Origin of the sequence: Plantactinospora sp. BB1, assembly GCF_003030385.1 — a bacterium.
Lineage (GTDB): Bacteria > Actinomycetota > Actinomycetes > Mycobacteriales > Micromonosporaceae > Plantactinospora.
This window is the reverse complement of the sequence record NZ_CP028159.1, coordinates 6,983,990-7,005,038: the sequence shown is the minus strand read 5'-3', so window position 1 is coordinate 7,005,038 and position 21,049 is coordinate 6,983,990. Positions and strand designations below refer to the sequence as shown.

Annotated in this window: 24 protein-coding genes; 20 read left to right on the top strand and 4 right to left on the bottom strand. The window is 72.7% G+C overall.

What is annotated here, in order from left to right; genetic code table 11:
* The first annotated feature begins 6 nt into the window (after positions 1 to 6).
* The 10 genes from C6W10_RS30635 to C6W10_RS30590 all read left to right on the top strand — a co-directional run bounded on the left by C6W10_RS30635 (position 7) and on the right by C6W10_RS30590 (position 8,418).
* The gene (locus tag C6W10_RS30635; RefSeq protein WP_107262572.1) at positions 7 to 1,272 is read left to right on the top strand and encodes an LCP family protein; all 1,266 of its coding nucleotides are present in this window, start codon (positions 7 to 9) and stop codon (positions 1,270 to 1,272) included.
* A 265-nt stretch (positions 1,273 to 1,537) separates the two neighbouring features.
* Positions 1,538 to 2,485, top strand: coding sequence for an LCP family protein (locus C6W10_RS30630; protein ID WP_199854098.1), 948 nt, complete (start codon positions 1,538 to 1,540; stop codon positions 2,483 to 2,485).
* A gap of 40 nt (positions 2,486 to 2,525) precedes the next feature.
* Entirely contained in the window at positions 2,526 to 2,861 is a 336-nt protein-coding gene (locus C6W10_RS30625; protein WP_101368731.1) for a rhodanese-like domain-containing protein, read from the top strand.
* A gap of 118 nt (positions 2,862 to 2,979) precedes the next feature.
* The gene (locus tag C6W10_RS30620) at positions 2,980 to 3,780 is read left to right on the top strand and encodes a glycerophosphodiester phosphodiesterase (RefSeq protein ID WP_369937227.1); all 801 of its coding nucleotides are present in this window, start codon (positions 2,980 to 2,982) and stop codon (positions 3,778 to 3,780) included.
* Between the two features lie 125 nt (positions 3,781 to 3,905).
* A complete protein-coding gene (locus tag C6W10_RS30615; RefSeq protein ID WP_107262569.1) occupies positions 3,906 to 5,366 on the top strand; it encodes a PAS domain-containing sensor histidine kinase in 1,461 nt (486 codons plus the stop codon).
* A 211-nt stretch (positions 5,367 to 5,577) separates the two neighbouring features.
* Entirely contained in the window at positions 5,578 to 5,985 is a 408-nt protein-coding gene (locus C6W10_RS30610) for an ATP-binding protein (protein ID WP_199853505.1), read from the top strand.
* 100 nt (positions 5,986 to 6,085) lie between these two features.
* Positions 6,086 to 7,003 (top strand): DUF5926 family protein, encoded by a 918-nt coding sequence (locus C6W10_RS30605; protein ID WP_369937224.1) that lies wholly within the window; start codon positions 6,086 to 6,088, stop codon positions 7,001 to 7,003.
* A 75-nt stretch (positions 7,004 to 7,078) separates the two neighbouring features.
* A complete protein-coding gene (locus C6W10_RS30600) occupies positions 7,079 to 7,297 on the top strand; it encodes a helix-turn-helix domain-containing protein (protein ID WP_107262566.1) in 219 nt (72 codons plus the stop codon).
* A complete protein-coding gene (locus tag C6W10_RS30595) occupies positions 7,297 to 8,004 on the top strand; it encodes a Clp protease N-terminal domain-containing protein (RefSeq protein WP_107262565.1) in 708 nt (235 codons plus the stop codon). Before C6W10_RS30600 ends, C6W10_RS30595 begins: the two co-directional genes overlap by 1 nt.
* Before the next feature lie 102 nt (positions 8,005 to 8,106).
* Positions 8,107 to 8,418, top strand: a complete 312-nt coding sequence (locus C6W10_RS30590; RefSeq protein WP_107262564.1) for a hypothetical protein — start codon at positions 8,107 to 8,109, stop codon at positions 8,416 to 8,418.
* A 28-nt stretch (positions 8,419 to 8,446) separates the two neighbouring features.
* Here C6W10_RS30590 and C6W10_RS30585 read toward each other — a convergent pair whose 3' ends face one another.
* Positions 8,447 to 9,673 carry an arginine deiminase gene (locus C6W10_RS30585; RefSeq protein WP_107262563.1) on the bottom strand — a complete coding sequence of 409 codons (1,227 nt, stop codon included), beginning with the start codon at positions 9,671 to 9,673 and terminating at the stop codon, positions 8,447 to 8,449.
* A gap of 164 nt (positions 9,674 to 9,837) precedes the next feature.
* Between C6W10_RS30585 and C6W10_RS30580 the strand changes: the two genes are divergently transcribed.
* The 6 genes from C6W10_RS30580 to C6W10_RS30555 all read left to right on the top strand — a co-directional run bounded on the left by C6W10_RS30580 (position 9,838) and on the right by C6W10_RS30555 (position 15,038).
* Positions 9,838 to 10,575 (top strand): hypothetical protein, encoded by a 738-nt coding sequence (locus tag C6W10_RS30580; RefSeq protein ID WP_107264413.1) that lies wholly within the window; start codon positions 9,838 to 9,840, stop codon positions 10,573 to 10,575.
* A gap of 175 nt (positions 10,576 to 10,750) precedes the next feature.
* A complete protein-coding gene (locus C6W10_RS30575; protein ID WP_107262562.1) occupies positions 10,751 to 11,248 on the top strand; it encodes a hypothetical protein in 498 nt (165 codons plus the stop codon).
* Between the two features lie 217 nt (positions 11,249 to 11,465).
* Entirely contained in the window at positions 11,466 to 11,855 is a 390-nt protein-coding gene (locus C6W10_RS30570) for an ACT domain-containing protein (RefSeq protein WP_107262561.1), read from the top strand.
* Between the two features lie 88 nt (positions 11,856 to 11,943).
* Positions 11,944 to 12,507: a hypothetical protein gene (locus C6W10_RS39540; protein ID WP_304598404.1), complete on the top strand. Its 564-nt coding sequence runs from the start codon at positions 11,944 to 11,946 to the stop codon at positions 12,505 to 12,507.
* A gap of 9 nt (positions 12,508 to 12,516) precedes the next feature.
* The gene (gene pheA, locus C6W10_RS30560; RefSeq protein ID WP_107262559.1) at positions 12,517 to 13,473 is read left to right on the top strand and encodes a prephenate dehydratase; all 957 of its coding nucleotides are present in this window, start codon (positions 12,517 to 12,519) and stop codon (positions 13,471 to 13,473) included.
* A gap of 173 nt (positions 13,474 to 13,646) precedes the next feature.
* A complete protein-coding gene (locus tag C6W10_RS30555) occupies positions 13,647 to 15,038 on the top strand; it encodes a carbohydrate-binding domain-containing protein (protein ID WP_107262558.1) in 1,392 nt (463 codons plus the stop codon).
* A gap of 51 nt (positions 15,039 to 15,089) precedes the next feature.
* On the opposite strand, the gene C6W10_RS30550 is transcribed toward C6W10_RS30555, so the two are convergent.
* The 3 genes from C6W10_RS30550 to C6W10_RS30540 all read right to left on the bottom strand — a co-directional run bounded on the left by C6W10_RS30550 (position 15,090) and on the right by C6W10_RS30540 (position 16,840).
* The gene (locus C6W10_RS30550) at positions 15,090 to 15,821 is read right to left on the bottom strand and encodes an AIM24 family protein (protein ID WP_107262557.1); all 732 of its coding nucleotides are present in this window, start codon (positions 15,819 to 15,821) and stop codon (positions 15,090 to 15,092) included.
* Positions 15,822 to 15,903: 82 nt separating this feature from the next.
* Entirely contained in the window at positions 15,904 to 16,245 is a 342-nt protein-coding gene (locus C6W10_RS30545) for a metallopeptidase family protein (RefSeq protein WP_101371675.1), read from the bottom strand.
* A gap of 163 nt (positions 16,246 to 16,408) precedes the next feature.
* Complete coding sequence (locus C6W10_RS30540) at positions 16,409 to 16,840, bottom strand: OsmC family protein (protein WP_107262556.1); 432 nt, start codon at positions 16,838 to 16,840, stop codon at positions 16,409 to 16,411.
* Between the two features lie 138 nt (positions 16,841 to 16,978).
* On the opposite strand from C6W10_RS30540, the gene C6W10_RS30535 reads away from it, so the two are divergent.
* From C6W10_RS30535 to C6W10_RS30520, 4 genes are all read left to right on the top strand, one after another.
* Positions 16,979 to 17,797, top strand: coding sequence for a hypothetical protein (locus C6W10_RS30535; protein WP_107262555.1), 819 nt, complete (start codon positions 16,979 to 16,981; stop codon positions 17,795 to 17,797).
* 118 nt (positions 17,798 to 17,915) lie between these two features.
* Entirely contained in the window at positions 17,916 to 19,172 is a 1,257-nt protein-coding gene (gene serS, locus C6W10_RS30530) for a serine--tRNA ligase (RefSeq protein ID WP_107262554.1), read from the top strand.
* Positions 19,173 to 19,325: 153 nt separating this feature from the next.
* Positions 19,326 to 20,147, top strand: coding sequence for an HAD family hydrolase (locus C6W10_RS30525; protein ID WP_107262553.1), 822 nt, complete (start codon positions 19,326 to 19,328; stop codon positions 20,145 to 20,147).
* Entirely contained in the window at positions 20,147 to 21,025 is an 879-nt protein-coding gene (locus tag C6W10_RS30520) for an HAD family hydrolase (RefSeq protein ID WP_107262552.1), read from the top strand. Before C6W10_RS30525 ends, C6W10_RS30520 begins: the two co-directional genes overlap by 1 nt.
* The last annotated feature ends 24 nt before the right edge of the window (positions 21,026 to 21,049 follow it).

The following is a 21,049-nucleotide window of genomic DNA, read 5'->3' as shown; positions in this document are numbered from 1 at the left end:
GCAGGCATGCCGGTGCAATCCCGCCGACGTCCCCCACGGCCCGCCTCGACGGTCCCGCCCACCCGGGCGACCGCCGCGGTGGGCGGTGCGCCGCTCGACGACTGGGAGGCGCCGAACGGCTCCGGCGGCAAGGCCGGGGGGAGCAGGGGCAAGGCGAGCAAGGGCAGGGGCGGCAAGAGCGCCCGGCGCCGGAAGACGCCGCTCTGGGCCCGCCTGACGCTGGTCTTCGGCGCCGTACTCATGCTCTCCAGCGGGGTGGCCATCGTCGGCATGCAGGCCGTGATCGACCAGGCGACCAGCACCATCCAGCAGGAGAACCTGCTCGGTGCGGCGAGCAAGTCCGACGCCGAGGGCGGCAAGGACCTCGACGGCCCGATCGACCTGCTGCTGCTCGGCATCGACGCGCGGGCCCGGCTGGAGGCCGACAACGTCCGGGCCGACACCATCATCGTGCTGCACATCCCGGCCACCCACGACCAGGCGTACCTGCTCTCCATCCCGCGCGACACCGAGGTGCAGGTGCCGGCGTTCAAGAAGAGCAACTACGGCGGCGGCACCGCCAAGGCGACCGAGGCGTTCTACCACGGCGCGCAGAACGGCGGCGGCCTCGCCGGCGGCGCGCAGTTGATGGCGCTGACGGTCAACAAGCTGACCGGGATCAGCTTCGACGGCGCCGCGATCATCAACTTCAGCGGCTTCAAGAAGATCATCGACGCCCTCGGCACCATCCCGATGTGCGTGCGCCAGGAGGTCAAGTCGCACCACATGAAGTTGGTCGACGGCAAGCCGATGTGGAACCACGAGGCCGACAAGGTCAGCGGCGTCAAGAAGCCGGTGGTGCACAAGAAGGGCTGCCGGCAGATGGAGGGCTGGGAGGCGCTGGACTACTCGCGGCAGCGCTACGGCCTCACCCACGGCGACTACGACCGCCAGCAGAACCAGCAGCAACTGATCAAGGCGATGGCCAAGAAGGCCATGAGCGACGGCGTGATGACCGACATCGGCAAGCTGAACGAGTTGATGAAGGCGGCCGGCGAGGCGCTGATCCTGGACACCGGCAGTACCCCGATCGCCGACTTCATCTTCACCATGCGTGGCGTGGCCGCCAACGACCTGGTGCTGCTGCGCACCAACGACGGCAACTTCGCCGGCAACGGCAACGGCCGGGAGACGCTCAAGCCAATCAGTCAGCAGATGTTCACGGCGGTCAAGAACGACAGGTTGGACGAGTTCATCATCAACAATCCGACCGTGCTCGCCCCGAGCAAGTAGCGGCCCGGGGCGCCTCGCCAACGAAAATCCCAAAAGCCACTGGACGCTCAAACCGGACCCCTAGCCTGGGTGAGAAAGCTTCACTCAGCCGGTCCGGGGAGGGGTCACGTTCACACCCAAGCGGGCGGTCCCGGGCCAACCCGGGCGGCCAGGACGCGTCTTCGGCGCCGGGCGTACCGGTGGACCGGATCCCGCGCGACGCCCCCGGCACCGCCGCAAGGCGCCGGTCTGGGCGAAGGTCGCGATCGGGCTCGGCCTGGTCCTGCTGCTGGTCTCCGGAGCCGGTGGTGCCGGCCTGCACATGCTGGCCAACCGCTACGACAACAGCGTCGTCAAGCAACTGCTCCTCGACCCGGCCGCCCGGGGAAACCGGGGCGACGTCTCCGGCCCGCTCAACTACCTGCTGGTCGGCTCCGACGAGCGACCCGCCGCCAGCCCCGGCGCGGACCAGCGGTCGGACACCATCATGATCGCCCACCTGCCGGCCGGACTGGACCGGGCCTACCTGATCTCGGTACCCCGGGACCTGCTCGTCGAGATCCCGCCCGCGCCGGGCAGCGGCTGGCCCGGCGGCTCCGACAAAATCAACTCGGCGTTCCAGTACGGCGGCGGTGGCCAGGGCGGCACCCGACTGCTCTCCGCCACCCTCAGCCGGCTCACCGGGATCCGGTTCGACGGCGCCGCCCTGGTGAACTTCGCCGGATTCCAGCGCGCCATCGACCTGCTGGGCGGGGTGCGGATGTGCGTCGACACCCCGGTCCGGTCCATCCACACCCGGCACGTCTTCGAGGCCGGCTGCCACCAGATGAGCGGCGCACAGGCGCTGGACTACGCCCGCCAGCGGTACGACCTGCCGAACGGCGACTTCGACCGGCAGCGGCACCAGCAGCAGCTGCTGCGGGCGATGATGGACAAGGCCACCACCTCGGACATGCTGCGCAACCCGCTCCGGCTGGACCAGGTGATCCGGGCCGTCGGCTCGTCGTTCACCGTCGACACCAACGGCGTACCGCTGGAGGACCTGATCTTCGCCCTGCGCCGGATCCGCTCCGACGCGCTGCGCGGCATCCAGCTCCCCTCGCACTCCGAGATGATCGACGAGGTCTCGTACGTCCTGATCGACGAGCCGGCGAACACCCTGTTCGACGCGATGCACGCCGCCGACCTGGACACCTGGGCACAGCAGCACCCGAAGTGGGTCAACCGGCTGTAGATTCCGGCACGGTCCCGCCCAGGCTCTACCCTTGGTAACCGTGTTCGCAGCCAACATTCCCTCCGTGACCGCCGCCGAGGTACCCGCCGACGCCTACCTGCTCGACGTACGGGAGCCGGACGAGTGGGCGGCCGGGCACGCGCCCGACGCCCACCACCTGCCGATGATGGAGGTGCCCGCGCGGATGTCCGAGATCCCGACCGACGCCGACGTCGTGGTGGTCTGCCGCTCCGGCGGCCGCTCCGGCCAGGTGGTCGGCTACCTCATGAGCAACGGTTGGGACAACGTCCGCAACCTCGACGGCGGCATGCGGCAGTGGGCCGCCGCCGGTCGCCCGCTGGCCAGCGAGGACGGGCAGCCGGCCCGGGTCATCTAGCACCCGGTCGGCAGCCATGAGCACGAGGAGTGAGCCGGGTTCCGGAGCCGCGTGCCGCGACGGACCGGTCGACGCGCCGGGCGGGGCACGATCGCCGCGGCGGCCCGGGGCCGGCGGGGTGCCGGAACCGCGCAGTCGCCCGCTGGTCTTCGCGCACCGGGGCTCCTCCGCGACGATGCCGGAGCACACCCTGGCGGCGTACCTCCAGGCGTTGGCCGAGGGCGCGGACGGGCTGGAGTGCGACGTACGGCTGAGTCGGGACGGGCACCTGGTCTGCGTACACGACCGGCGGCTGGAACGGACCAGCAACGGGCGGGGACCGGTCGGGGCGTACACCCTGGCCGAGCTGGAACGGCTCGACTACGGCTCGTGGCACCGCGGGGCCGCCCCCGACGACGACCTGCCGCCGGCTCCGGAGCGGACCCGGCTGCTCACCCTCGACGCCCTGCTCCGGGCGGTGCGGGCCGCCGACCGCGAGGTCGAGCTGCTGATCGAGACGAAACACCCCGCCCGGTACGGCTCGGGCGTCGAGCGCCGCCTGGTCGCGCTGCTGGACCGGCACGGGCTGGCCGACCCCCGGCCGGACGATCCGGTACGGGCCACCGTGATGTCCTTCTCCCCGCTGGCGGTACGCCAGATCCGCCGGCTGGCACCGCGACTTCCGACGGTACTGCTGCTGGAGCTGGCGCCTCCCGGACTGCGCCGGGGCCGGCTGCCGTTCGGCGCCCGGATCGCCGGCCCGAGCCTCAAGCTGCTCCGCACCCGCCCGCAGCTCGTCCCGGCCCTGCACCGGGCGGGCAACCGGGTCTACGTCTGGACGGTGAACGACGGCCCCGAGCTGGACCTGGCCCTGGCCCACGGGGTGGACGGCATCATCACCGACCGGCCCGCCATGGTCCTCGACCGGCTGAACCGCTGAACCGACCCACCGCCGGGCCGGCCGACCGGGTCGGGCCGCCGGACCGGGTCCGGTCGGACGTCGGTCGGCGCGCGCCGGCAATGGCGGTACTGCCGAAAGACCCGCCGAACGGGCAGACTCGGAGCATGCCGGAACACCCCGATTACCCCTGCCTCATCGCCGGCCACGCCGAGGTGCTGGGGATGCTCAACGCGGGCGAGGTGGGCCTTCCGGTGCTCAACCGGCTGTTGCGGGTCGCCGGCCGGGCGCTCCGGGCGCCGGGTGTCGCCTTCGTCGAGTTCGGCCCGAACGGCGGCCGGGTGGTCTCCGGAAACGGGGAGCTGGACTGGGCGGTCGGCCGGCCGATCCCGATCCTCGACCAGCCGGCCGACGACCTGGTCTGCGGCCCGGGGGTGCGCGCGATGAGCGTCGACGTCCTCCCGGCGGACCTGGCCGAGGAGCTGGACGGGCGCGGCCTGCGACACATGCTCGCCGCCCGGGTCGAGATCGGCGGGCTGACGATCGGCAACCTCTACGCCCTCTACCCGGACCCCGAGCGCCCCGACGACCCCGAACACCGATCGGTGCTCGGCTTCCTGGCCGCCACCGCCGCGCACATGTACGGCGACCAGGCCGGCCTGCCGGTGCACGGCGACGGCACGGTGGTCGCGGCGCTGGCCGACGGGCTGGCGATCGTCACCCGGGACGGCACCGTCCAGCTCTGGAACCCGGCCGCCGAGAAGGTCACCGGGCTGCGCGCCGCCGAACTGCTCGACCGGCCGCTGCCGTTTCCGGTGCCGCCGCCGGGGCAGGTGCTCGACCACCGGCTGCCGGACGGACGCTGGCTCAAGATCACCTCTGGTGACCTGCCGGGTACGGCGGCCTCCCGGGTGGTCACCTTCCGGGACAGCAGCGACCAGCACATCCGCGACCACGACCGGGACCTCTTCGTGGCGGTCACCAGCCACGAACTCCGTACCCCGGTCACGGTGATCAAGGGGTACGCCGACACGCTCGGCACGCACTGGGAGTCGCTCTCCGACTCGGACCGGCGGCAGGCGGCCGGCGTGATCGGCCAACGCGCCGGTGAACTGGCCCGCCTGGTGGACCGGCTGCTCGCCACCACCAACGACGCCGGCTCGGTCGGCGGTGCCCCGCCGGTCCCCTTCGACCTGCTCGACGCGCTCCGGGCGGCCGCCGCCGACCTCCCCGCCGAGCTGCGCCACCGGCTGGTCATCCAGCTCCCGGAGAACCTGCCGAAGGCGCTCGGCGACCGGGCCAGCCTGGCGACGGTACTCACCGAGCTGACCACCAACGCCGGCAAGTACTCGCCGGACAGCTCGCCGGTCCTGCTCACCGCGGAGGCCGACCGGCGGACGGTGGCGTTCCGGGTGAGCGACCGGGGAATCGGGGTACGTCCGGAGCATGTCGAGCGCGCATTCGAACGGTTCTGGCAGGGGGAGTCCGGTGACCGCCGCCGCTATCCCGGCGCCGGCCTGGGCCTCTACCTCGTACGCCGGATCGTCGAGCGACAGAATGGGTGGGTTTCGCTCCGTCCGCGCGACGGGGGCGGTACGGTCGCAGAGGTGCGGCTGCCCCGAGGCTGAACCGAGGTCGCCCGGCGGTGCCGTGCCCGGGTGGCCCGTCGAGGAGTCACCTGGAGTCCGTCGGTCCGTCGAGGAGGCACCTGGAGTGAACCTTTTTCGACCCGAACCGCGCGGCGCTCACCCGCCGCGTCCGACCCTGCGGTCCGTCGGACAGCAAGGGGAGGTCGAAGAAGGTTCATTGTCGAGCATCTCGACCGAACGGTCGTGGTGTCTGCTGGTGCCGCAGCACGCCCAGGGTGCCCGTACCGCCCGGCACCGGCTCGGTGCCGAACTCGACGGTACGGTCCCGGCGGCGCTGCTCGGCGACGCCGAGATGGTCGCGGCCGAACTGCTCGGCAACGCCGTACGGCACGCCCCGCCGCTGCCCGGCGGGATGATCCGACTGAACTGGCTGCTGCGTACCGGCCCGACTGCCCAGGTCGTGGAGATCCGGGTCACCGACGGCGGCGCCACCGGCCCGCCCCGGATCCGGCAGGTCGGACCGGAGGCGACGGACGGTCGGGGACTCTTCCTGGTGGCCGCGCTCGCCGCCGACTGGGGAGTGGAGCGCGACGGGCTGGGCCAGAGCGTCTGGGCAAGGCTGGTGCACCCGGTCCGGCAGACCGTCGCCGCCCGGTGATCGCGCACCGTCGCCCGCCCGGCCGGCCCGACCGCAGGTGACCCGCCGGTAGCGCCGCCGGGTGTCCGGGTCCGCTCGGTTGCGCCTAGGCTGTCTCGCCGTGGGCAAGCGTCGAAAGAGTTCCCGGTCCGCCACGGCGGGCGCCAGCAGCTCCGCGAGCGGGGAGAGCCAGACCGGAAAGCGGCAGAAGGTACGGGACGTCTTCGTACCCCGTCCCTTCGAGGGGCTGACCGACGAGGTGGAGTGGATCGCTCTGCGTGAGCTGGTGCCGGCCGCCTCGGCTCCGCTGACCCTCGCACCGCACCTGGTCGTGGAGTACGGCGACCGCCCGGTCACCCTGGCCACCGTGCTGCCGATGGCCACACCGGCGATCACCAAGGCGGACGGCCGGATCATGATCGGCCTCCAGCGGCACGTGCAGTCCGGCGACGTCTCCCGGGACCTGGCCGAGGCGCTGCTCTGCGCGCTGCGTACCGAGCCCGGGGGGACCGTCTCGGTGCCGCCGCTGCCCGGTGAGGGTCCCCGGCTGCCGGACGTACTGGTCGACGGGCCGCTCGACATCACCCTGCACGACGGGTTCGAGTTCTGGCTCGACCCGGGTGCGGCCGACGATCCCAACGTCAAGGCGTCGCTGGAGCGCGCCGACGCCTCCATCTACCCGACGGTCCGGCTCGCCGCCGCGCCGGCCGCGTACTGGTGCCAGGTCAGCGACAAGAGCCACGTCCGCTGGGTACTCCCCGACGACGAGGACGCCGCGCTGGACGCCCTCTCCCGGCTCTCCGCCGCCGGTGAGCTGCTGCTCGGGCCGCAGACCAGGTTCGCCGGGATGTTCCGGGCACACGGTCGGCTGGTACCCGTCTGGGACATTCCCCGCGACGCCGCGCCGGACTCCTGGGAGGCCCCGCTGGCGGACTTCGCGAAGCGGTACGCCGCCGCCCTCGCCGAGCCGGCCCCGCTGGACGCCGCCGGGCGCCGCGCCAAGCAGGGCCTGCTCGGCCGCCAACTGACGCTCCGTTAACCCGTCGGGGGCGCCCGCCCCTTCGTCGCGTCAGCATATGTTGACGACCCGTCGTCGTCAGCATATGCTGACGCCATGTCCGCGATCGCCGACCTCGACCGTGCCGCACACGGCAGCGACCCCGACGCCGCGCTGCGGGCGGTCGCCCGCCTCCGCCGCCTCGTGGAGCAACTGGAGGCCGAGCAGGTCGCGGCGGCCCGACGGGCCGGCTGGTCCTGGCAGGAGATCGCCGTCCGGCTCGGCGTCACCAAGCAGACCGTGCACCGGAAACACCATCGCGACCAGGAGGTCTGATGTTCCGAGGCGATCACCCCGACCTCCGCCGTACGGTGGCGCACGCCCTGGCCGTGGCCTGTGACCTCGACCATCCCCGGACCGGCAGCGAGCATCTCCTGCTCGCCCTCACCGCGACGGGCGGAGTCGTCGGTACCGTCCTCGGCCGGCACGGCGGCACGGAGCCGACCATCCGGGAAGCGGTACGCCGGGCCGCGCCGCTCGGCGCCGGGGCCGCCGCCGACCGTGACACCCTGGCACCGCTCGGCATCGACGTCACGCAGATCCTGTCGCGGCTGACCCCGGCCGTGCTGGACCGGCCGACCGCACCCGAGCCGCTGCTGCCGCTCGGAGCCGTCGCGGCACGACGGCGCTGCGCCCGGACGAACCCGCCCCTCGGGCTCGACGCCCAGGCGGCCTACGAGGCGTCACTCCGGCTCGCGCTCGCCCGCCGGGACCGCGAACACCGGCCCGAACATCTCGCCCTCGTCCTCGTCGCCCTCGACCCCGGCGCGGCCTGGGTGCTGAACACCGCCGGGGTGCGGACTCCGGCCCTGCTCGCGGAGCTGGCCGACACCTTCCCGCCACCGCCGCGCAACCCGCTGCTGCGCGCCGAACGCCGGATCGGCCAGCGGTCACGCGGACACGACCTGGTCCGGCGTTACCAGCGCACGACCGGGCGTACGGTCACCTCGGGCGGTGCCGTCGCCACCCTCATCACCGGCTGACACCGCCCCACCCTGCGGTCAGGGGATCGGGCGGTCAGTCGTGGTCCAGCGCCTCCGCCAGGTCGACCCCGTCCAGCCGCCCCAGGACCATCCCGCCGCATCGTGCCCGCCCGCGCCGACACCGTGCCGCACCCGCGCATCGCCCGTGCCTACCGCAACCTGCTGCTCGACAGCGGTTTCCACGACGTCGAGGTCGAGGTGCACACCCTGGTGTTCACCGATGCCGCGATGCGACCCATGCTCGCCGGGCACGCCGACGCCGCCCGGCAGACCGGTGCCGTCAGCGCCGAGCAGGCCAAGGCGTGGATCGCCGAGCAGACCCGCCGGGCCGCCACCGCCCGGCTGCTGGTCGCCCTCCCGATCTTCGTTGCCGCCGCCACCGCTGACGCCACCAACCGGCGCTCTTTCCGGTAGTAGTGCCTCCATCGCGCCTCGGATGGCACTACGTCCGGGAGGTGGCCTCGGCCCGCAGTGGCTCCCGGACGAGCGGGCAGGACATGCAGCGGGGGCCGCCCCGGCCCGAGCCGAGTTCGGAACTGGCGATCCGGATCACCTCGATGCCGGCGCGTTCCAGTTGGGCATTGGTCTCCACGTTGCGCTCGTACGCGACGCAGAGCCGGGGCGAGAGCGCCAGGGTGTTGTTGCCGTCGTCCCACTGCTCGCGTTCCGCCGTCACCGGGTCCAGGCCGGTGTCGATCACCCGGAGCGTGTCCAGGTCCATCGCGTCGGCCGCCGCCCGCAGGAACGGCGCCGGCCCGTCGAGCTGGAGATCGCCGTCGGTGCCGGCCACCACCGTGTACGCCGAGAGTGTGTCGGCGACGTTCGCGTACATGAGTACCGCGTCGACGTCGACCATCGTGCAGACGGTGTCCAGGTGCATGGTGGCGCGCTCCTGGGCGATCGGCACCACCAGGATGGTGTGCGCCAGGCCCGCGTCGAAGACCCGCCGGGCCAGCCGCTCCGCCCCGGCCGGGGTGGTGCGCTCGCCGACCCCGACCGCCAGCACCCCGGGGGCGAGCAGCAGTACGTCGCCGCCCTCCAGGTGCTCCAGGCCCGGGCCGTACACGAAGGAGGTGCCGGCGAACCGGGGGTGGTGCCGGTAGATCGCGTTGGTCAGGCTGGTCTCCCGGCCCCGGGCCGGCATGGCCAGGCTGGTCACCGCGACGTGGTCGCCGATCCAGGTGGAGGAGTCGCGGGTGAAGAGGAGGTTCGGCAGCGGGTCGATCACGAAGTCGAGCCGGTCCATCAGCCGGTAGACCAGGCCGCCGCCCCGGCCGCCGCCGAGCCGCAACTCCTCGTGCGCGAGGCCGGCGATCAGCACGTCGGCCAGCGCGGCCGGATCGAGGTACGACAGGTGCTCGGCCACCCGCCGGCGCAGCGTGTCACCCAGACGGGTGTCGGCGAGGATCCGCTCGGTCATCTCGGACCGCGCGTCCGGCACGGCCAGCGTCTCGGCGAGCAGGGTTCCGATGTAGAGCACCTCGACGCCACGCTCGGTCAGCGCGGCGGCGAACGCGTCGTGCTCCTCCTGCGCCCGACCGACCCACGGGATCGCGTCGAAGAGCAGCGAGTCGTTGTTCCGGGGCGTGAGTCGGGCGAGTTCCGGCCCCGGACGATGCAGAAGTACGGTGCCGAGCCGGCCGACCTCGCTGTCCACGAAATGGGTCATCCTCGCAGCGTAGGACAGCAGTTGGCACCATCCGGGAAAAAGGGCTTCGGATGAATGGGGCATTCATCCACACTCACTCCGGCGCTTCGACTTGCCGCTCCCTAGGTCTGGCCACGTACCGTAGTGAGGAGATAACTTCGAGGGACCTTTTGCCGGAGGTCACGATGACTGTCTTTTCTGCACGCTCAGCGGTTCCCGCCGCGCGGGCCCTCCCTCCCGCGCCGGTCAACCCACTTCCCACCCTGGAGGCCGTCCGGCCGACGCCGATGGACTGGGCCCGTCGGCGCCGCGCGGAACGGGACGCCCGCCGGATCGAGGCGGCCGGGGCGCGGGCACTGAGCCGGCTCGACCACCTCGGTCCATCGTGGCACGTGGTCGAGTGGCCGCGTACCGAGTTGACCGAGGCGAGCATGCTCGACCTCGACTACCGCTCCCGGGACGAGCGCGCGGGCTTCCTCGCGATCGGTCCCAGTGGCCTCTTCGCGGTCACCGTGGCCGACCACGGTCGGTCCCGGGTCCTGATCGCCGGGGACGTCGTGCAGATCAACGGCAAGCGACCGGCGTACGTGTCGGAGGCGCGGCGGGACGCGAAGCGGGCCGCCAAGGCGCTCTCCAACGCGGTCGGCCTGACCATCCCGGTCACCCCGGTACTGACCTTCGTCGGCTCCGGGGTGATCAGCGTTTACGGACTGCCCAAGGAGTGCCTGGTGGCGACCCACCGGGAACTCGACCGGCTGCTCGTCGCGGGCGGCAACCGGATCAGCGCCGCCACGGCGGAGAAGCTGTCCCGGGTCGCCCAGTCCCCCGCCACCTGGCTGAACGCGCCGTACCGGTCGGCGGCGGACTACCGGTGGTACGAGGAGGGCCGAACGGCCGCTGACAAGCACGCCGGTCGCCGGTAGCGTCACCAGCCGACGCCACCCGTCGGGCGGCGCCCCGTCGCCGCCCGATCGGGCGCGCGGGGTGGGCCGCGCCGACGGGGGTCTGCGGGATGCCCGACCGGCCGGCGATCTCGGGGGTCGCGGCCCCGGTGACCACCGGCTAGCGTGGGGCATGGTGTGGCAAATAGGAGGCGCGGTGGCCCACGTCGAACTCTCGATCTCGGAGGCGTTCCCGACGCCGGCGACCCCGTCGCTGGGGCACGGGTCCACCGGCTTCGACGACGCCGACGGGCGGGTCCACCTCGACGGGCTGACCCGCTGGTCCGAGACGGTCTCGACGGCCGCCGAGCCGTGCCTGCTGATCGACCGGGAGACCACCATCGCGGCCGTCTCGCCGTCCTGCTGTCAACTGCTCGGCCTCGGTGCCCCGCTCGACGCGCTCGGCCTCCCGCTGCTCGGCAGCCACCTGCGGCTGCTCGACTTCACCGCCGCCCGGGGTGAGCTGACCGAGCAGGAGGTCGAGAAGATCCCGCCGCTGCTCGCCCTGCACTCGGGCCGGCTCGCCCGGGGCCTGCTCCGGGTGCGCTGCCCCGAGGCCGAGGGGCCGGAGGCCACCACCGTGGACGCGATCGCCACCCCGATCCTCACCGACGGCCGGGTCGCCGGCTCGCTCACCTTCTTCGCCGAGGTGTGACCAGCGCCTCTCCGAGCTGCCCGCGCCAGGCACCGGCACGTCTCCGGGCCGGCGCCGTCCGGGGGGCGGATCGCGAGGTAGGCCGGTCACCCGTCGGACAGCTTCCCGAGACGTACCGGTCACCCGGGCGACCACGGGCAGGTGACGCGCGTCGCGATCGGGCCTTCCGGCGGGCCGCGGTGTTGGGCGGGCGGCGTACCCACCGTAAGGTCTCCTCATGCTGGACATCGCTCTGCTGCCGGAGGAGTACGCCGTGTGCCGGCTGCCCGCCGACTCGACGGTGCCGGCCGGCCTGCTGAGCCCTCCCGCGGACTCCGGCGTCCTGTCGGTGACCCGGAGCGGTGACGAACTGTCGATCATCTGCCGGGCCGACCACGTCCCGGCCGACGCCACCGTCGAGACCCCGTGGCGCTGTCTCCGGGTGGCCGGCCCGCTCGACCTGGCGCTGACCGGGATCCTCGCCTCCCTGGTCGTCCCGCTGGCCGACGCCCGGGTCAACATCGTGGCGTTCTCGACGTTCGACACGGACTATCTGCTGGTCCCCTCGGTACGGCTCGTCGAGGCGCTCGCGGCGCTGCGGCAGTACGGACACCGGATCACCACCTGAGGGGTGGTCGATCATGCCGACGCCCTACCATTGGCGGGGCCATCCGCCGCACCACCCACGGCAGCCACCTATGCCCGAGGATCCGGCCGTGCCCCGTCTCCCGTCGCCCGACCCCACCGCAGCCCGGCTCCGCGCCGGCGCCCTGCTCGGTCGCCTGGCCCTGACCGGCTGTCTCGCCCTGACCGGCTGTCTCGCCCTGGCGGCCTGCGGTGTGCCGCCCGAACTCCAGGAGCCCCGGGCCACCCCCACCCGGTCGACCCCGACGCCGACGGTCGGCCCCACCGGTACGCCGACGCCCGCGCCGACCCTGTCGCCGACGCCGGCACCGAGTCCCACCGCCCTGGTCGCCTGCCCGGCCGGCCGGCCGAGCCGTGACCAGGTGACCGCGCTGCTGCGCCGCACCGCCAACCTGCCCCGGTCCGGCCGGGTCACCTTCCAGACCGGGCCGCTCTGCGTGCAGGACTGGCAGTACAGCGTCGTGACGGTGGCGGACCGGGAGCCGTTGCAGGCGGTGACCCGGGGCCGTCCCGGCAACCTGCGGCTGGTCACCGCCGGCACCGACGTCTGCACCATCACGGTCCGGGCCGAGGCGCCGCCCGCACTCCGGACGGCGGTGTGTGACGCACCCCCGCCGCTCTTCGGCGGTTTGTAGGCTGACGGCATGCCCGGAACACCGCCGACCCGCTTCGTCTACCTGGGGCCCGAGGGGACCTTCGCCGAGCAGGCGCTGCGGACCATCCCGGCCGCGGAACGCGGCTCCCGTACCCCGGCGCGCAGCGTCCCGGAGGCGCTGGACGCGGTCCGGGCCGGTGACGCCGACGCCGCGCTGGTGCCGCTGGAGAACTCCATCGGCGGCGCGGTGGCGGTGACCCTGGACGAGATGGTCGACGGCGAGCCGCTGGTGATCACCCGCGAGGTGGTGCTGCCGGTCGAGTTCGTCCTCGCCGCCCCGGCGGGCCGGACCCTCGCCGAGGTGCGGACCGTGGCCGCCCATCCGCAGGCGTCCACCCAGTGCCGTCGCTGGCTCCGGGAGCACCTGCCGGACGCCGTCGTGGTGGACGTGCTCTCCAACGCCGCGGCGGCGCTCGCCGCGGTCGACGGCGAACAGGACGCCGCGATCTGCGCGCCGATCGGCGCCACCCGGCAGCGGTTGGCCGTGCTGGCCGACAAGATCGCCGACCATGACGACGCGGTGACCCGGTTCGTGCTGCTCAGCCGGCCGGGGCCGCCGCCGCCCCGGACCGGGGACGATCTGACCTCGCTCGCCGTCTACATCGCGCACGACCGGGTCGGTGCGCTGCTCGCCGTGCTGATGGAGTTGGCGGTACGCGGGGTCAACCTGACCCGGATCGAGTCCCGGCCCACCGGTGAGGCGCTCGGCCGGTACGCCTTCTTCCTCGACTGCACCGGGCACGTCGCCGACGACCGGGTCGGCGAGGCGCTCCAGGGGCTGCGCCGGATCTGCGCCGAGGTGCGCTTCCTGGGGTCGTACCCGAGGCATCGCGGGACCACGGCGGTGGCGGACCGGCCGGTCCCGGCGCCGGCCGGGCTCTCCGACGTCGACTACGCCGACGCGGCGGCCTGGCTCACCCGGCTGCGGGCCGGCGAACTCAGCTGAGTCTGCCGGGACATCCGGCGGTGCGTTCCGCATCGCCCGAGGCGCCATATTCATTTACACTCGTCGATGGATACCCCCCGTTCACCAGCGGTTCATGATCGGCCGCCGGTGCTTCGAGGCAACCCCCACCACGCCTCGGTCCCAGCCTCCGTCCCCGACAGACAGGACCGCTCATGAAATCCGCGGTACTCCGGACCACCCTCGCCGGCGGGCTCAGCACCGCCCTGCTGGCCGGCCCGCTCGCCGTCGCGGCCGTCGCCGCCCCGACCGCCACGATCACCCTCACCGGGTCCGGCGCAAGCGTCACGGGCAGCAACGTCACCGTCTCCGGCAGCGCCGTCACCATCACGGCCCCCGGCTCCTACCAGATCAGCGGCACCCTGAACGACGGCTACGTCAACGTGGCGAGCGCCGCCACCGGAAACGTCGAAATCATCCTCAGCGGCGCCACCATCACCAACTCCAGATCCGCTCCGCTCTACGTCACCGACGCCAGCGCCGTCACCCTCACGCTGGCCGCCGGTACCAGCAACAGACTCACCGACGCGTCGACGTACACCAACACCGGCGAGCCGGACGCGGCGCTGTTCAGCGCGGCCGGCCTGACCATCGGCGGCACCGGGTCGCTGGACGTACGCGCCAACTTCGCGGACGGGATCGTCAGCAAGGACGACCTGGTCATCAGCTCCGGCACCATCACGGTGAACTCGGTGGACGACGCCATCCGGGGCAAGGACTCGCTCACCGTCAACGGCGGCACCATCAACGTGACCTCCAGCGGCGGCGACGGGCTCAAGTCCAACGACACCGAGGCCGGCAAGGGCATCGTCACCATCACCAACGGCACCATCACCGCCGCCGTCGCCGACGACGCCATCAAGGGCGAGAACGCGGTGAACATCTCCGGCGGCAGCATCAACGTGACCCGGTCGTACGAGGCGGTGGAGGGGCTGCGGACGACGATCAGCGGCGGCACCGTCAACGCCGTGGCGAGCGACGACGCGATCAACGCCGTGGAGGAGGGCCTCGGCGAGATGGTCCCCTCCACCATCGCGTTCGTCCGGGTCACCGGCGGCACGGTGGTGGTCACCGGCGGAACCGACGGCTTCGACTCCAACGGTGAGCTGACCTTCGCCGGCGGCACGGTGGTGGCCAACGGCTCCAGCACCATAGGCGGCGGCGAGGGCGCCTTCGACGCCGACGGGCCGATAACCTTCACCGCCGGTACGGTGGTGGGCGCCGGCCTCACCTCACTGGCCGTGTTCCGGCCGGTGCCGAACACCGGCCAGGGCTGGGTCGCTCCCCGGTTCAACACCACCCTCGCGGCCAACACCATCGTGCACGTCGTCTCCGGCAGCACGGTGCTGGCGTCGTACCGGTCGAGCCGGACCATCCGGGAGGTCGTCTTCTCGTCGAACCGGATCACCAACGGTCAGCAGTACGACGTCTACACCGGCGGCAGCGTGAGCGGCACCGGCATCGGCGGTTACTACGCCAGCGGCAGCATCAACGGCGCGACCCGGGTGTTGACCGGTGTCACCGCCGGGCGGTACGGCCGGTTCTGAACCACCGACGTGGGCCGGAGGCGTCCCGGGCGGGGCGCCTCCGGCACCCGGTCAGTCCAACAGCTGGTTGAGCAGTCCGCCGCCGCCACCGCTCTGCTCCTGGCGGCCCATGCCCTGAATCGGCGGCTCCTCCGACGGCTGGACGATCACGAATCCCTGGCCGGCGAAGCTCATCGTGAACGCCTCACCGGTACGCCGGCCGAGCAGCGTGCCGAGGCCGAGCTGCTCGGCCCGGTGGTAGCCGGTCTGCAGGCTCGCCGACCAGGCGACCGCGGCCTGCGGGTCGACGTACGTCGGCGCGTCCACGTTGAGCACCACCGGGGTGCCCTTGGTGGTGATCGCGATCCGGCCGGCCCCGGTGAAGACGCAGTTGAAGAGGCCGGACGACGACATCATGCCGGCGCCGCCGACCATCTTGATGTCGTATTGCAGGGTGGAGTCGAAGGCGAGCACGCTGGAGCCGTTGATCGACAGCGCGTCGCCGTGCTCCAGGTCGATGATGTGCACGTCCGCCGCGTAGTCGGCGAGGAAGACGTCGCCCCGCCCGCTGACCCTCATCAGCGGGACACCCTCGCCGGTCAGCTTCTGCTTGAGAAACTTGCCGAGCCCGCCCGAGCCCAACGCCTGGAACTGCACCTGCCCCTGGTACGCGACCATGGACCCGACCCGGGCCATCGCCTCGCCGTTGAGTTCGATCTTCAGCATCTTGGAGTTCTGCAGCCGCATGCCGGGCTGGTGTGACTCCTTCTCCAGGTTCTCTGCCGAGAACAGCGAGCTGCGCATCACGTTCCTCCTGACGGGTGGAGGACCGAGGGTAGGCAACCGGCGCAACCAGGCGGCCTCCGGGGGGTGCCGTTCCCGCAGGTCAGGCCCAGCCGAGGTCGTGCAGCCGGTCGTCGTCGATGCCGAAGTGGTGGGCGATCTCGTGCACGACGGTGATCGCGACCTCGTCGACGACGTCGTCCTCGTCGTCGCAGATCCGCAGGATCGGCCGGCGGTAGATGAAGATCCGGTCGGGCAGCACCCCGGCGTAGTCCCAGCCCCGGCTGGTCAGCGCGTGGCCCTCGTAGAGGCCGAGGAGTTCCGGGCCGTCCTCCGGCGAGTCGTCCTCGACCAGGATGACGACGTTGCTCATCAGGTTGAGCAGTTCCTCCGGCACCTCGTCGAGGGCCTCGGCGACCAGTTCCTCAAAACGCTCGCGGCTCATCTCGACCGGCACCGCCCAATTGTGCCGCACCTGCGCCGCGACGATCAGGGCCACCGGGGTCGACGATCGCGATGATCAGGGCCGACGGCGCCGCGCTCGGCGACGTACCGGAGATCCGCCCTGACCACCGCGACCGGGAAACGGTTGGGAGGTCCCGCCAGGATCAGGCGGAGAGGCGGGCGTTGAGCGAGATCTCGGCCCCGGGCGAGAGCAGCCGGGAGATCGGGCAGCCCGCCTTGGCGGCCTCGGCCAGCTTGTTGAACTCGGCCTCGTCGATCCCCGGCACGTCGCCGACGGTGTCGAGGTCGATCCGGGTCACCGTCATCCCCGCGTCGGTCTTGTCGAGATGCACCTTCGCGGTGGTCTCGACCGACGTCGGCGTGAACCCGGCGTCGGCCAGGGCCTTGGAGAAGGCCATCGAGTAGCAGCCGGCGTGGGCGGCCCCGATCAGCTCCTCCGGGTTGGTGCCCTCGCCCTCCTCGAAGCGGGACTTGAACGAGTAGTTCCCCTGCAACCCGCCCTTGCCGGTGCGGATGTTGCCGGAACCTTCGGTGAGATTGCCCTGCCAGCGGGCGGATGCGGTGCGGATAGGCATGCTGCCGACGCTAGCTCATGCCGACCGGCGGCGCGACGACCCGGCCAAGACGCGGAAGCACCGCACCCTCGGTACGGGTCCGGCGCGCGGGTGCTGTGCCATCATCGATCCAGGAGCCCGCCGTGGAAGGGGTCAGCGATGCCCGACGACGTCTCCATCCCCCGCCAGGAGCCGCTGGACGCCCGTCGGGCCGGCGGCCGGGAGGATCCGGCGCGGTCGGGCGACGAGGCGGAAACCACACCGGACGGTGCCAGCATCGTGTCGTGGGGCGACCGCCCGCGTACCGGCGGACGGGCCGGGCTCGCCCTGCACCGGCTCGGCCGGGACAGCCGGCTGGTGCCGGTGGTCGGTGCCGCCGGAGCGGCGGCCGCCTTCGCCTCGCTGATCGGCGACTGGGCGGTCACCAGCATGACGGTCGAGGGGGCCGAGAACGCGGTCGCGCTGGGCAGCGGGGTGGCGGACATGTCGGGCTTCGGCACGGCGTACCTGGTCGGGGTGTTCGGCGTACTCGGCTGCCTGGCGCTGGTCGTCTTCGGCTCGCCCGGGGTACGCCACAACGCCCGGGTCGTCGGGCTGGCCGTGGCCGGGGCGGTGCTCGGGGTGCTCCTCGCCACCACCGGCTCGCTCGACACCCTGGCCGACCGCTGGCAGATGTACGGCCAACTGGACGGGATGGTCATCGAGTACGGCCAGGGCCTCGTGTTGGCATACCTCGGTGTCGGCGGGCTCGGGCTGGCCCTGCTGCTCGCCGGGCGGTTCGTCCGACGCGGCGCGGTCGACCGGGCACCGGCCGCCGAGCCGGGCGCTCCGGCCGGGCAGCCCGGGCCGCCGGAGGAGTCCGACTGGCCGTGGCGACGCCAGCGGACGGCCGGCGCGCCGGAGATGCCCGACGATGACGACGGCCGGCCGCCGCCGATCGACCTGACGGTGACCCCCACCAAGCCGTTCGCGCCCTGAGCAGGTCCTCGGCCGCCGGGCCGGGTGGCCGGGGTCGGCACGGGTCCGGACCGGCGGCGGTTCGGGCGGGCGTATCTCGATACACCTGGCCGGCCGCGCACCGGTAGGCTCGGTTCCCGTGATTGACCTGCGTCTGCTCCGCGACGATCCGGATACCGTACGTGCCAGCCAGCGTGCCCGTGGCGAGTCCGAGTCCGCGGTCGACGACCTGCTCCGGGCCGACGAGGAGCGGCGGGCGGCGGTCGGGCGCTTCGAGGCGCTGCGGGCCGAGCAGAAGCAGCTCGGCAAGCGGATGCCGAAGGCCGACCCGGCGGAGAAGGCCGGGCTGCTCGCCCGGACCAAGGAACTCTCCGCCGAGGTGAAGGCGGCCGAGGCGGCGGTCGGCGCGGCCGAGGCGGCGCTGCGCCGGGCGCAGTACGCGATCCCGAACGTGGTCGAGGAGGGGACTCCGCCCGGCGGCGAGGACGACTTCGTGGTCCTCCGCGAGGTCGGCACCCGGCCCGAGATCGAGAACCCGCGCGACCACCTGGAGCTGGGCGAGGCGCTGCGGGCGATCGACGTCGAGCGCGGGGCGAAGACCTCCGGCAGCCGGTTCTACTACCTCACCGGGGTGGGCGCGCTGCTCCAGCTCGGCCTGCTGCAACTCGCCGTCGCCCAGGCGGTGGAATACGGCTTCACCCCGACCATCACCCCGTCGCTGGTCAAGCCGGAGGCGATGGAGGGGACCGGGTTCCTCGGCTCGCACGCCAGCGAGGTCTACCGGCTGGAGGCCGACGACCTGTTCCTGGTCGGCACCAGCGAGGTGCCGCTGGCCGCGTACCACTCGGGGGAGATCCTGGACCTGGCCGAGCCGGTCCGGTACGCCGGCTGGTCGTCCTGCTACCGCCGGGAGGCCGGCTCGTACGGCCGGGACACCCGGGGCATCATCCGGGTGCACCAGTTCGACAAGGTCGAGATGTTCTCCTACTGCCGCCCCGAGGAGGCGCACGCCGAGCACCTCCGGCTGCTGGCCTGGGAGGAGGAGATGCTGGCCAAGGTCGAGTTGCCGTACCGGGTGCTCGACGTGGCAGCGGGCGACCTGGGCAGCAGCGCGGCCCGCAAGTACGACTGCGAGGCGTGGCTGCCGTCACAGGGCCGCTACCTGGAACTCACCTCCACCTCCAACTGCACCACCTTCCAGGCCCGCCGGCTGAACGTGCGATACCGGGACGATCAGGGCCGCCCGCAGATGGCGGCGACCCTGAACGGCACCCTGGCCACCACCCGCTGGCTGGTGCCGATCCTGGAGAACCACCAGCAACCGGACGGCTCGGTACGGGTCCCCAAGGCCCTCCAGCCGTACCTCGGCGGCCGGGACGTGCTCGAACCGAAGTGATCCCCTCTGGTGAAGAGCACTTCACACAAAAGTCATGGAGCGACCTCGGAAGGTGAGATACGGTTGCTGCCCCGTCACCGCCGGCCGAGGCCGGCAGTGACCGGAACCGGCAGTCTTGTCGAGCGCGGCGGGTGGCGGGGTGGAGGAGGAGCCATGCCCCGACCCGGGTTGCCGAAGCTGATCGCCACCGACCTCGACGGCACGTTGGTGCGCACCGACGAGACCGTCTCGGCGTACACCCACGAGGTGCTGGACCGGGTCCGGGCCGCCGGCATTCCGGTGGTGGGTGCCACCGGGCGCGGCCCCAGGCTCGCCGAACTCACCCGCAACGACATCCGGGCCGCCGACTTCCTGGTGATGGCCGGCGGCGGCCGGGTGGTCGACCAGACCGACCCGGCCGGGCCGGTGGTCCTCCGGGACGAGCGGCTGCCCGGCGCGACCCTGACCGAGCTGCTCCGGCTGCTGGAGGCCGAGGTGGGTCCGCTGACCGTGATGGTCGAGGCGATGGACGCCCCGGGCTCGCCGCTCTGGGGCGACTTCGACGCGACCTGGCCGTACCAGGACCGGTTCGAGGCGCGGCCCCGGGTCGACTGCCTGGCCGGCGACGTGATCAAGGCGTTCGCCCGGACCCCCGACCACGACGTGGACACCCTGCTGGAGACGGCTCGCCGGATCGTACCGGCGGAACTGGCCTCGATCACCCAGGCCGGCCTCGGCTTCATCGAGATCTGCCCGCCCGGGGTGGACAAGGCGACCGGGCTGGCGGTGGTGGCCCAGACCCTCGGCGTCGACCCGGCCGAGGTGCTGGTCTTCGGGGACATGCCCAACGACCTGCCGATGTTCGAGTGGGCCGGCTGGGCCCGGGTCGCGGTCTCCAACGCCCACCCCACGGTACGGCGGGCCGCCGACGAGGTGACGCTGCGCAACGACGACGACGGGGTAGCGGTCTACCTCGATCGACTACTCTCGCGTTGATGGGACGACTACCCCGGCTGGTGGCCACGGATCTCGACGGCACGCTGCTCCGGGCGGACCAGACGATCAGCCCGCGTACGGTCGAGGCGATCTCGCGGATCTCCGCCCGGGGCACCGGCGTGGTGCTGGTGACCGGCCGCCCGATCCGCTGGCTCTCCCGCGTCTACGAGCAACTGGGCCAGCCGCTGCCGACGGTCTGCGCCAACGGCGCCGTGGTGTACGACCCGGTCACCGACCAGGTGCTCCGGGCCGATCCGCTCGCGCCCGACCTGCTCGCCGAGGTGGTCCAGCGGCTCCGCGCCGAGGTGCCCGGGGTGAGCTTCGCGGTCGAGGTGACCGACGGCCGCGAGTTCCGGCACGAGGTGGACTATCCGCTGCGGTGGGACCGGGGCTACCCGGACATCCGCATGATCGAGTCCCCGGCCGACCTGCACGCCCTGCCGGCGGTGAAACTGCTGGCCCGGGCCGGCGGCCAGGACCCGGACGTCTTCGTCAAGGTGGTGGCCGGGGCGCTGGCCGGGCTCGCCGAGGCGACCCACTCGTCGTACAGCGGGCTGATCGAGATCTCGGCGGCCGGGGTGACCAAGGCGGCCGGGCTGGCCTGGTACTGCACCCGGCAGGGGGTGGACGCGGCCGACGTGGTCGCCTTCGGGGACATGCCGAACGACGTACCGATGCTCACCTGGGTCGGCCGGGCGGTGGCGGTGGCGAACGCGCATCCCGCCGTACTGGAGATCGCCGGTGAGGTGACGGCGAGCAACGAGGAGGACGGGGTGGCGGCGTACCTGGAGGCGCTGCTCGACTCCGACCAGCCGGACGGCGCCGACGTCGCCGGACCGGCCGGGCAGTCCGGCGACCGGATCGCCGGCTCGGCCTGACCGGCCGCGCCCGTTTCCTCCGGC

What these genes read in the sequence shown, in the direction of transcription:
- C6W10_RS30635 (WP_107262572.1), top strand. Translation starts at nt 7, where the DNA reads ATGCCGGTGCAATCCCGCCGACGTCCCCCACGGCCCGCCTCGACGGTC.
- C6W10_RS30615 (WP_107262569.1), top strand. Translation starts at nt 3,906, where the DNA reads ATGCCGGAACACCCCGATTACCCCTGCCTCATCGCCGGCCACGCCGAG.
- C6W10_RS30600 (WP_107262566.1), top strand. Translation starts at nt 7,079, where the DNA reads ATGTCCGCGATCGCCGACCTCGACCGTGCCGCACACGGCAGCGACCCC.
- C6W10_RS30595 (WP_107262565.1), top strand. Translation starts at nt 7,297, where the DNA reads ATGTTCCGAGGCGATCACCCCGACCTCCGCCGTACGGTGGCGCACGCC.
- C6W10_RS30585 (WP_107262563.1), bottom strand. Translation starts at nt 9,673, where the DNA reads ATGACCCATTTCGTGGACAGCGAGGTCGGCCGGCTCGGCACCGTACTT.
- C6W10_RS30580 (WP_107264413.1), top strand. Translation starts at nt 9,838, where the DNA reads ATGACTGTCTTTTCTGCACGCTCAGCGGTTCCCGCCGCGCGGGCCCTC.
- C6W10_RS30570 (WP_107262561.1), top strand. Translation starts at nt 11,466, where the DNA reads ATGCTGGACATCGCTCTGCTGCCGGAGGAGTACGCCGTGTGCCGGCTG.
- pheA (WP_107262559.1), top strand. Translation starts at nt 12,517, where the DNA reads ATGCCCGGAACACCGCCGACCCGCTTCGTCTACCTGGGGCCCGAGGGG.
- C6W10_RS30555 (WP_107262558.1), top strand. Translation starts at nt 13,647, where the DNA reads ATGAAATCCGCGGTACTCCGGACCACCCTCGCCGGCGGGCTCAGCACC.
- C6W10_RS30550 (WP_107262557.1), bottom strand. Translation starts at nt 15,821, where the DNA reads ATGCGCAGCTCGCTGTTCTCGGCAGAGAACCTGGAGAAGGAGTCACAC.
- C6W10_RS30545 (WP_101371675.1), bottom strand. Translation starts at nt 16,245, where the DNA reads ATGAGCCGCGAGCGTTTTGAGGAACTGGTCGCCGAGGCCCTCGACGAG.
- C6W10_RS30540 (WP_107262556.1), bottom strand. Translation starts at nt 16,840, where the DNA reads ATGCCTATCCGCACCGCATCCGCCCGCTGGCAGGGCAATCTCACCGAA.
- C6W10_RS30535 (WP_107262555.1), top strand. Translation starts at nt 16,979, where the DNA reads ATGCCCGACGACGTCTCCATCCCCCGCCAGGAGCCGCTGGACGCCCGT.
- C6W10_RS30525 (WP_107262553.1), top strand. Translation starts at nt 19,326, where the DNA reads ATGCCCCGACCCGGGTTGCCGAAGCTGATCGCCACCGACCTCGACGGC.
- C6W10_RS30520 (WP_107262552.1), top strand. Translation starts at nt 20,147, where the DNA reads ATGGGACGACTACCCCGGCTGGTGGCCACGGATCTCGACGGCACGCTG.